Origin of the sequence: Staphylococcus petrasii, assembly GCF_002902565.1 — a bacterium.
Classification (GTDB): domain Bacteria; phylum Bacillota; class Bacilli; order Staphylococcales; family Staphylococcaceae; genus Staphylococcus; species Staphylococcus petrasii.
On the sequence record NZ_PPRC01000065.1, the window covers coordinates 1 to 10,483 of the forward strand.

A 10,483-nucleotide genomic window follows, 5' to 3' on the forward strand; every position below is an offset into this window, starting at 1 on the left:
GTATTAACTAAAAATGAAGAGAACAACCAAATGATGTGTTCATTTAAGAGAAGACTACATAGATATTATTAGGTTAAAAATTCATTTCATTTTTCTGATAGTTATAACAATGTTTGTATTATTAATAAAAATTTTTAAGGGGATAGATGAAAGAAAACGTAAAGAAAGTAGTTATTAAGTCGTTATTATTAAGCCAGAGTTTTTTAGCAATAGGGATTATCTCTCATAGTCTGAATGCAAATCATTCAATAGCATTTGCAGAAGAGAAAAAGGTAAATGACCAGGTAAATCAATTAAAAAAACAAACGGTTTCAACTACACAAACTCAGTTAAATAATAAAACTACAAATGCATCTGTCACTATAAATCAAAAAGTAGAGAATGATAATAAGTCAATTAATCAGTCTAAAATGGACAATACCAATGTTTCACAACAAAAACAAAATTATTCACAACAAACACAAAGTCAAAATAATGCAGATAGTAAACCAACTGCCAAACTTTCAATTAACAATTCTCAGAACACATCAATAGCGAAAGTTAATACACAATCTTCGGTTGTAGAAAAAAATAGTTTAAATTCATCATTAGATCAACAAGGTAAGAGCAATTTAACAAATTCAAGTAATGTACAAAATATAAAGACATTAAGCGTGCAAAATCAAAAAGTAGTTGAAAAGAAAATTCCTTCACAAACACAAAAAAATAATTTGGCCAAAGTTAAAAGTGAACCAACAACGGTGAAATCAATTAACCAACCAACAAATACTATTTCAGCGATGTCGTCTCAACCTCAATTAAAAATAAATAAAAGATATTCATATTCTTCTAATCCGGATGTTGAAAAGGAGAATGATATAAAGCGAGTTAAAGCTTCGAATGATGAAAGAATGCGTAATACAGAAGGAAATAGTTCTTATATAAATGATAATAATCCAACATATGAAGGTATATTAAGTATTGAGACTGATAAAATTAATTATAAACCGGGTGAAACAGTAAAAATATATACTGAACATAATAAAAACTTTGTTAAGCCAATTTATAATGAAGCTAAAATCTATTCACATCGACTTGGAGGGTGGGATATTAGTAATCCTCCTTATTACTTTGACAATACTGCGTTAGTAGGTCGCACAACTGATTTTTATAGAAAACCAAATGGTAATTGGGAATCATTAATAGAAATCAAATTACCTAAGAAGATGGTAGATGATGCATTTGATATTGATATTCATAGTTGGAATGATAATCGTATTGTAAATTCTTGGGGAAGTTCGAATCTTCTAACAATCAAAGTATTGAATGATAGTTCAGTTGATAAATTAGGTGGTTATGACTCCTCAGCATTCGATAATTCCACAATTCAAAAATTAGAGTATGATTTACCTAAAATAGTTAAATTTAGTACAGATAAGAAAGTATATAATCCTAATGATACTGTAACGATTACGACTGAAATTGAGGACGAAAGTGACTTAATGTATGTAAGCGCAGATTTATCAACAGTTGAACCAAATAATTATAAAATGGGTTCTCATACGTATATTCCAATGAATTTTGCAAATTTCACTAGAGATTTAGTATTATTAGATAATGGTAATTGGCAAGCTACATTACAGTTTAAACTTCCAAGTTATATTAAAACAGGCACTATAAAAATAAATAGTATTATAGCAGCAGATAAATATGGAAATGAGAGAGTTTATGATCCGTCATATAATGGACAGACTAAAAACAGTATGGTACAAGTTGAAAGAACAGAAAATGTTCAATCATTTACTGTTGACCCGGTTGCAGACTTTTCAAGAGAAATAAGAGGAAAAGCAACTTCTGGTATGATGATTTATGCTTATTCTAATGGTAAAAAGATTGGTCAAGCTCAAGTGGTAGATGGCAAGTATTTTATGAGCATTCCTAAACAAGCAGCTTATTCTAAAATTCAAGTTTATACAGTTAATAAGTATAAAAATAAAAGTAAAGAAGTAACGACAACAGTTTTAGATAAGACTGCCCCTATAAAGCCAACCATTTCTAAACTTGCGCCAAGAACAATTACTGGAAAAGGCGAGATAGGTTCAACGATTTATGTTTACAAGGGGTCAACTAAATTAGGAACGGCAACAGTTACCTCAAAAGGAACGTACTCAATTAATATAAGACCTCAAAGAAAAGGCACAACACTTACTTTATATGCTAAAGATAAAGCAAATAATAAGAGTAGTTTAACTACAATAAAAGTTAAATAATTTAATTTAAAGCATCCAAACCTTTTGTATTGGATGCTTTTTTTATTAAGCTCACATTTATTTGAAATATTAAGTATACTGATAATGTAAAAAGTAATTAATTGATGGAGGGATAGAATGAGCATTTATATTTTACAGCATGTCCCATTTGAGAAACCGGGTATATTAGAGGCGCTTGATGCGAAGGTAATTAAGTTATACGAGCCTGATTACAAGCTACCTGATGCCGCAGATATAGATTTACTTATTATTCTAGGTGGACCTATGAGCGTAAATGATGATATTGAGTGGTTATCACAAGAAAAGAACTTAATTCTCTCTATGATTGAGTACAATAAGCCGATACTTGGTATATGTTTAGGCGCGCAATTAATTGCGAAGGTATTGGGTTCTACCATTTTCCAAAATAAAGAGGGGAAAGAAGTAGGGTTTGGTGAAATTCAGAAAGCGACAAATCAGTATGATTTCTTGCCGGAAAAGTTAGATGTGCTACATTGGCATGGAGAGACGTTCAATTTGCCGGAAGGAGCTACGAGACTGTATCGTTCGGAGCATTGTGAGAACCAAGCGTTTATTTATAATGACAATGTGATTGGTTTGCAGTTTCATATGGAAACTACTGAGGAGACGTTGAAAGATATAGTGGAAGCGGATCGCGCATATATAGAAGGCAATGTATTGAGTAATACGGAGCAGTCTATAATAAATTATGAAATTCCTTCGCAAAATAAAGATATTTTGATGAAAATAATTGAATACATTATGTAATAAAAAATAAGCTAAGATACAGTGATTTAGTATCTTAGCTTATTTTGAATTAATTTAAATCGACGTCGTCATTACCAATACCGTCATGTTCTGGCGACATACCAGGGCCACCAACGTCACCTCTAGGATTATTTGGATTATAACCAATACCTTCTTGTTCATCTTTAGTTAAATTATCTAGTTGTTCTTGTGTCATTTTAGGTTGGTTATACGCAGCTTCTTTTTCTTTAATAGATTTACTCCACTCTGCTGCCATAGCATCAGAAGTTGGTTGTAATTTTCCAGCGTCAACTAGCTTTTGAACTTCAGGAGTTACTTCACTTGTTGAAATAAACCCATCTCCGTTTGTGTCAAAACGCATGATATTATTTGGGTCACTTTCTGAACTCTCGTTATCCTTAGTTTTAGTTTCATTAGTTGAAGTAGATGCAGTTTGTTGCTCTTGATTATTAGTGTTAGTTTGCTGAGTTTGACTTTCTACCGCCGTATCTTGGTTGTTACTGTTACTTTGAGATATTTCATTTGAATTTACGTCTTTAGTTTTAGATTTACTCTTCTCTTGTTGATGATTTTTATTTTCACTTTTAGCTACCGTGTGATTTTGACTTAAAGTATCTTTTACAAAAGTCACCCCGAAAAATACTAAGCCAACTAATATTACTGACAAGATTGCAATAATAAGAATATTAATAACTGTTTTCACTTATATATTCCCCTTAATAATTTAGTTGTTTAACTACTTAATTTTAACTAATTATGGTTGTTGCATCTACTATATTTTTTATTATTCTATTAATTTTATTATAGTAATAACTATTTATTAACACTTTTTAAATATTTCTTAGGAGTCCTCTAAGTCTGTCATAACAGTATTTTAATGAGTTGAAACACGTATACAAGCACTTAGAAAACCTTTTGTTACTTTCAATAAAAAATATTAAAAATAACTATAAATTTAAGTAATATATTTAAAATTTACATAGTAATTTCTATGTAAATAAATTAAAATATTTTTATTAGTGTTAATAAAAAATAAGGAGTGCAACTAAATAAAATGTTCTATGTGTGGAGGAGAAATTGGCAGTAATGATAGATTTTGCCAACATTGTGGGCATGATTTAACAACAACTCAAGTTAGTCACGAGGCTCAAACCCCAACTAAAAATGAGTTCTCTTGTCCAAATTGTCATGAATCAGTTGATTCAAATGATAAGTTTTGTATTAATTGTGGTTATCACTTAATGGAAGGTACCTCATCTGTTACTAATGAAACTTATAATCATAGTCAACCACAGATTGAAAAAGAAATAGCAAACGAGACGAATATCACTCAAGAAGCTAAAAACCTATTTAATAGTACTACTAAATCAATAGGGCGCTTAGCAGGTAATGATGAAGTGTTGAAGTTAGATTTAAAGGATATGTTTTCAGAAGTTTTTAAATCACATGCTAAGCATGAATCTGATGATGTATTTATTGCGGGTACTAGATCTACTACACCTCATATTACCGAAGTCTCAGAAGAATGGGGTAGACCATGGGTATTTTCAAGGGTCTTTTTAGCTTTATTCATTACATTTATAGGTTTATGGTTTTTAGTTAATTCATTTGGTAATAGCAATGCGCTTCCAGGGATGATATTTATTGGTGCATTAATGGTACCTATCTCAGGCGTAATTTTCTTCTTTGAATCTAATGCTTTTCGAAATATCAGTTTCTTTGAAGTTTTAAAAATGTTCTTTGTTGGAGGCGTTTTTTCTTTAATTAGTACGCTTGTCTTATATAATTTTGTATCGTTTAGTGAAGAGTTTCAGGACTTTGGCATTATGACGATTAGAGACGCCTTTCTAATTGGTTTAGTAGAAGAAATAGGTAAAGCAGTTATTGTTATTTTATTCATTAATTACCTTAAAACGAATAAAATTTTAAATGGTTTATTAATAGGAGCGTCAGTAGGCGCTGGATTTGCTGTATTTGAAACAGCAGGTTACATATTAAATGGTGGTACAGACCTTGATGTGATGAGTAGTATTATAATTTTAAGAGGTTGGTCTGCGTTAGGTGGATAGTATGGGCAGCAATTGTTGGAGCTGCAGCAGTTATTGTTAAAGATGAACGTCACTTTACGTGGGGTAATATTTTAGATAAGCGATTTTTATTCTTTTTCTTTACTTCAGTAGTATTGCATTGCATATGGGATACAGATATTACAGTATTAGGTAATATGTATTTAAAACTAGTCATCTTAATTATTATTGCTTGGATTTTTGTATTTGTTTTAATGAAATCTGGGTTGACGCAAGTAAACAAACTTCAAAATGAATATAAAGAATTAGAAGCGAGGTAGAAAAATGAAATACTGTCCAAATTGTGGAAATCCAATTAATGAAAAACAATCTTTCTGTAATAAATGTGGGAATAAATTAGATAATCATGAAGAAAATAATTCTACCGAAGATTATCATCGTGAGCAATATGAACCTAAGCGTGCAAATAAAACTCATTCGAATCGTAACGATTCTTATAACTATTCACAAGATTCTTCTCGTAAAGGATCACCCATTGGCAAAATAGCCTTAATTATTTTTATTGTTTTAGTGGTAGGATTATTACTTTACGGATTATATTATGCGTACAATCAATTTATAGGAAATAATGATAATCAAACTAATACCACTCAACAAGAAACTAATACAACCCATCAAGAAGGAAATAATCAGTCGAACGAATCGCATGGTCCACGTATTGATGTCTTCAGTGATAACTTTGATAAACAATATATTAAATCACCTTCTAAAGATGGATACGCAGGAGTTTATAAAGGAATGACTAAATCAGCTGTTGAAGATAAATACGGTAAGTCTGACGGCAGTATCTTTTTTGATGGGGACACGTATTATAAATATGGAGATATAGCAGCTCTTTACGATAATAATGATGAAGTAACTAGTGTAGTAGTGGCCCCTAATCATGTTTCTGAACAAGATTTTATAAACGTTTATAACGAACCAGATGACCGTGAAAATGGTAACTTAATTTATGATGCTTATAAAGATAATGACTTTAGCGTTATTGTTGTTATTAAAAATGGAGAAGTACTAGCGATTAAAAATATTGATCAGCTACCAAGTACAAGTGAGGAAAGTGATACAGTCACTAGTGCGAGTCAAGCTAAAGATATTGCGCGAGATGCTTTAAGTGATAGTGATTGGATTCATTCTGTAGATGAAGGAAAATCAAGATATAGAGTGAACTATGGAAAAGCAAATGAAGATAAAGCTCATCGCGGAATTATAGTAGAAAAGAGTGACGGATCGACTTCTGAATGGGAGGGAGAAGATTGGTATAATTAATTATTTAATTGTTTATCTTACTACGTTAAAACTTACTAATTATCGCTTCTTCTCTAGAGAATAATATGAAAAATTAAATTTAACACCCTCAAAGTTAGTGAATAAACTAATTTTTGAGGGTGTTTTATACTTAGTCTTTTAAATTATTTATTGTATTTGTCGTGTAGTTCTTTTGTAGCTACTGTTGGTTCGAAATCTTCAGGAATTTGTTCACTGCGTATAACTAATGTGTCGCATGGAGCATAGCGTACGATAGCTTCAGATACTGAGCCTACTATTATACGTTCTACGGCATTTAAACCTGATGAACCACTAATGATTAAGTCTGCGTTAATTTCTTTCGCTAATACTTTAGGAATATAAGTTTTAGGTGAGCCATTATCTAGGCGTGTTTCTACATCGTTAAGGCCAGCGTCTTGAGCGATTTTTTTGTAACCATCTAATAAATCTTCTCCAAAGCTTCCTTCTGTTTTGTCTGTGAATTTAGCAGCGTAGCCCTCATAAGATGAAAATGTTCTAGAATCAACGATATTGGCAATTGTGAGTTTAGCATTGTTTCTATGAGCGATGTCTACAGCTTTGTTAAATGCCCATTCTGCTTCTTGAGAGCCGTCTACTGCAATAAGTATATTTTTATAATAATGCATGTTTAACATTCCTCCCTCTAACTTCACAAATATAATATTAGCATAGTTCACAATATATTTTAAAAGTAGTAATTTTAAAGAAAATATTAATGTAAATTTTTGTATTATTTTATTTGCTTTCTAAAATACTAATCGGGCCATGAGAATTAATAAAAATCATGCTATCAGTTAATTCATTAGGAGAAGCGCTATAATCTGAAATAATCCATTCATAAATCATACCTGTATAAGCGCCTGCGATGTATTGACTTAATAATTTTTCATTAATAGTTGATTTAGTTTCTCGTATTAATACTTTTTTCATAAAACTGATGTAATTATTTTTAAAATAATTATAAAGCTCAAATTTAAACGATTCATCTTTAGTCATTAATACTTTGAAAAGTGTTTGATTATGGAAGATATGATTAAAAACATGGTTAGCAATGTATAATTGAGCATTTGAAACGCTACGGTGTTTATCATAAAAAATAAATGGATCACCAAAAATATTTTTTAAGGTACGTTGTTTAAGATGTGTTTGTAAACTAATGATATCAGTATAATATCGATAAAATGTGGTGCGATTAATGTTAGAGTGTTCGCAAATATCTGTAACACTTATATTAGTCGCATCTTTTTGGTCTAATAAATTTAAATATGAAGAAATAATTTTATTTTTTGTTTCGTTTCTTTTTTGTACATACATAAAAATACCTCTTTCTTCAAAATACAATATAATTAAATAATATGTTTTATTTTGATGTTATAGCATCTTTTATAACTTAACAAGATTACTTATACTGAAGGCAGAAATTTTAAATTGTGACAATTTTTTAAAAGTTTATATAGTTAGATGATTTTCTTATTTAAGAATATAAATATAACAAAGGAGTAGGATGATCATGAATTCAAAATTAGAAGGATATAGTCCAGTAACAGTAATCGGTGCAGGAGCTATCGGCGCTTCATGGACGGCATTATTTTTAGCTAATGGGTTAGAGGTACGTGTGAACGATATTAGTGAAACATTAGAAGAAGATGTAACTAAACAATTAGAACAAATAAAACCAACGCTTAAAGATTTAGGATACGAGGTTGAGAATTTAACTCAAAATCTAACTTTTGAGAAAGATCTTAAAAAGGCTGTAACTGGTGCAAAAATTATTCAAGAAAACGGTCCAGAAAATGTGGAATTTAAACAAAATTTATATGCAGAGTTAGAAGACTATATTTCTGAAGATGCGATTGTCTTATCTTCTTCTTCAAGTATTCCAACTTCTACAATTGTTGAGAAAATGAAAGATAGTAGCAGAGTTTGTATTGGTCATCCATTCAATCCACCTCATTTAATTCCTTTAGTGGAAGTATCATATGGATCTAACACGGATGAAAATGTAATTGAAGAAGTGATGGATTTTTATACTCAACTAGGAAAGAAACCTGTGAAAATCAAAAAAGAAGTAGTAGGTTTTGTAGCAAATCGCTTACAATCAGCATTATTCCAAGAATGTATTCATTTAGTGCTTAACGACGTGGTAGACCCTAAAGATGTAGATACAATTATGGAACAATCTTTAGGTATTAGATGGGCATCTGATGGTCCATTCCTATCATTCTTACTAGGTGGTGGTAAACATGGATTTGAAGGATTTATGAACCATTTGGGTAAACAAATTCCACACATCTGGAAAGATTTGGGTCATCCAGAATTAAATGAAGAAAATACACAAAAATTAATTGAACGTGTTAATGAAAAATATGGTAGTAGAAATATAGATGAGCTTGAACAAGAAAGAGATTCAAAAGAAATTAATGTGATTAGAAATTTAGCTGAAATTAGAGGTGAAGATAGTGAGTAATAAAGAATTAAAAGAGACTTTATTGGACAAATACAATAATAGAATCAACTCTTTCGATCAAGATGACTTTGATATTAATAAAGAACTTGAAACTATTTTAAATGGTATTGGCTATTCTACTTCTGATACAGGAGGAAAAGTTGAATTTTACGGAAAAGATCCTATTCAACCAAGTACTCTTAAATTGGCATCATTAGCTGGTTTAGGTTTAGCGACTAAATCTGTAGCAGTAGCATCACTATGGAAAAAACGTACTGGTGTAAGCCAAGATATTTCTGTTGATATAAGAAAGGCTATCAAAAGGCTTTCACCTTTCTATGAAAGAAAATGGGAAACGTTAAATGGATTTCCTGCTAAAATACAAATCTTTCCAGACAATCCAACACAATTTGATTTTTATCAAACAAAAGATAAACGCTGGGTTATGCCATTAAATCCATATCCTAGCTCTCAAAGACATACATTGGAGTTGTTAAATGCACTACCAAACAGAAATTCAATTTCTCATGCAATTAAACAATGGAATTCATCTGATTTAGAAGAAAAAGCAGCTGAGAAAGGTGTTGTTATGCCAGTAGTTCGTACTGTTCCTGAATTTTTAGAAGAAGAACAGTTTGAATATATCGCAAAACAACCTTTAGTAACAATTGAAAAAATTGGAGAATCAGAACCAGAACCATTTACTAGTAATCCTGAACAACCATTAGAAGGCGTTCGTGCTTTAGGTATGGGACATGTTATTGCAGGTGCCGGTTTAGGACGTGGCCTAGCATTACATGGTGCTGATGTATTAAACGTATGGCGTCCTTCTGAATTTGAAGAAGAATTATTATATTTAACATCTCATGTAGGTATGCGTTCAACTTATTTAGATATTGATAATAGCGCAGAACATCGTCAAAAATTTGATGAGTTATTAAAAGATGCGGATATTTTCTTCTTAAATAAACGTAGCGGCTTTATGACTCAGAAGAATTTAACACCTTATGATTTAGCAGAAAAAAGACCAGGAATTATTCATTGCTCAGTGAGTTGTTATGGTGAAGAAGGCCCTTGGTCTGATAGAAATGGATTTGACCAAACTGCTGGATGTGTGAGTGGTGTCATGGATTTAGAAGGTACGCCCGACCATCCTAAATTACCACCAATTGTAGTAGTTAATGACTATGTTGTTTCTTGGTTATTAGAAGCGGCTGCAATTAAGGCGCTTGAAAGAAGAGCTGAAGAAGGCGGTAGCTATAAAATCCAAGTGAACTTAACACGTGTTTCATTATATCTTCTATCACTAGGTATTTTTGATAAAGCATTTGTTAAAGACACATATAATTCAGATGAGGAACATGCGATTGTAGACCCAGATCAATTTGAAACTGATACACCGTTAGGCCATTATGTAGGTATTACAGAGCAAGTTAAAATGAGTGAAACACCAGGACACTATAAATACACACTTTTACCTAGAGGCTCAAGTCAGCCTGAATGGGAAAGTAAATAAAATATTAATACTTGAAAATGAGATAGACAGTGAAAATCTTTTAATAGAGATTTTCACTGTTATTTTTTAGCTATTAAATTAATTTCAAAGTGATGTATACACCTCTAAAATAATTCTATATGGAAGAAAA

At 31.1% G+C, this 10,483-nt stretch carries 8 protein-coding genes and 1 pseudogene; 6 read left to right on the forward strand and 3 right to left on the reverse strand.

Translation table 11 applies throughout. The features are described 5' to 3' along the window. Positions 1-146 precede the first annotated feature (146 nt). Entirely contained in the window at positions 147-2,249 is a 2,103-nt protein-coding gene (locus tag CD127_RS09910) for an Ig-like domain-containing protein (RefSeq protein WP_103366597.1), read from the forward strand. Between the two features lie 117 nt (positions 2,250-2,366). Continuing rightward, a complete protein-coding gene (locus CD127_RS09915) occupies positions 2,367-3,017 on the forward strand; it encodes a type 1 glutamine amidotransferase (RefSeq protein ID WP_103366598.1) in 651 nt (216 codons plus the stop codon). 49 nt (positions 3,018-3,066) lie between these two features. Here the strand turns inward: CD127_RS09915 and CD127_RS09920 are convergent, their stop codons facing one another. Then, complete coding sequence (locus CD127_RS09920) at positions 3,067-3,720, reverse strand: hypothetical protein (RefSeq protein ID WP_103366599.1); 654 nt, start codon at positions 3,718-3,720, stop codon at positions 3,067-3,069. Between the two features lie 346 nt (positions 3,721-4,066). Between CD127_RS09920 and CD127_RS09925 the strand changes: the two are divergent. After that, positions 4,067-5,364 (forward strand): annotated as a pseudogene (locus CD127_RS09925) (PrsW family glutamic-type intramembrane protease). A gap of 4 nt (positions 5,365-5,368) precedes the next feature. Further along, positions 5,369-6,370 carry a zinc ribbon domain-containing protein gene (locus tag CD127_RS09930; protein WP_103366600.1) on the forward strand — a complete coding sequence of 334 codons (1,002 nt, stop codon included), beginning with the start codon at positions 5,369-5,371 and terminating at the stop codon, positions 6,368-6,370. A gap of 143 nt (positions 6,371-6,513) precedes the next feature. Here CD127_RS09930 and CD127_RS09935 read toward each other — a convergent pair whose 3' ends face one another. Both CD127_RS09935 and CD127_RS09940 read right to left on the reverse strand, forming a co-directional pair. Beyond that, entirely contained in the window at positions 6,514-7,017 is a 504-nt protein-coding gene (locus CD127_RS09935; protein WP_103366601.1) for a universal stress protein, read from the reverse strand. Between the two features lie 109 nt (positions 7,018-7,126). Next, positions 7,127-7,705, reverse strand: coding sequence for a TetR/AcrR family transcriptional regulator (locus CD127_RS09940; RefSeq protein ID WP_103366602.1), 579 nt, complete (start codon positions 7,703-7,705; stop codon positions 7,127-7,129). A 196-nt stretch (positions 7,706-7,901) separates the two neighbouring features. On the opposite strand from CD127_RS09940, the gene CD127_RS09945 reads away from it, so the two are divergent. Together CD127_RS09945 and CD127_RS09950 are read left to right on the forward strand one after the other, a co-directional pair. Continuing rightward, positions 7,902-8,858, forward strand: a complete 957-nt coding sequence (locus CD127_RS09945; RefSeq protein ID WP_160148967.1) for a 3-hydroxyacyl-CoA dehydrogenase NAD-binding domain-containing protein — start codon at positions 7,902-7,904, stop codon at positions 8,856-8,858. Further along, entirely contained in the window at positions 8,851-10,353 is a 1,503-nt protein-coding gene (locus CD127_RS09950; RefSeq protein ID WP_174694735.1) for a CoA transferase, read from the forward strand. Before CD127_RS09945 ends, CD127_RS09950 begins: the two co-directional genes overlap by 8 nt. The last annotated feature ends 130 nt before the right edge of the window (positions 10,354-10,483 follow it).

What these genes read in the sequence shown, in the direction of transcription:
- CD127_RS09910 (WP_103366597.1), top strand. Translation starts at nt 147, where the DNA reads ATGAAAGAAAACGTAAAGAAAGTAGTTATTAAGTCGTTATTATTAAGC.
- CD127_RS09915 (WP_103366598.1), top strand. Translation starts at nt 2,367, where the DNA reads ATGAGCATTTATATTTTACAGCATGTCCCATTTGAGAAACCGGGTATA.
- CD127_RS09930 (WP_103366600.1), top strand. Translation starts at nt 5,369, where the DNA reads ATGAAATACTGTCCAAATTGTGGAAATCCAATTAATGAAAAACAATCT.
- CD127_RS09935 (WP_103366601.1), bottom strand. Translation starts at nt 7,017, where the DNA reads ATGCATTATTATAAAAATATACTTATTGCAGTAGACGGCTCTCAAGAA.
- CD127_RS09940 (WP_103366602.1), bottom strand. Translation starts at nt 7,705, where the DNA reads ATGTATGTACAAAAAAGAAACGAAACAAAAAATAAAATTATTTCTTCA.
- CD127_RS09945 (WP_160148967.1), top strand. Translation starts at nt 7,902, where the DNA reads ATGAATTCAAAATTAGAAGGATATAGTCCAGTAACAGTAATCGGTGCA.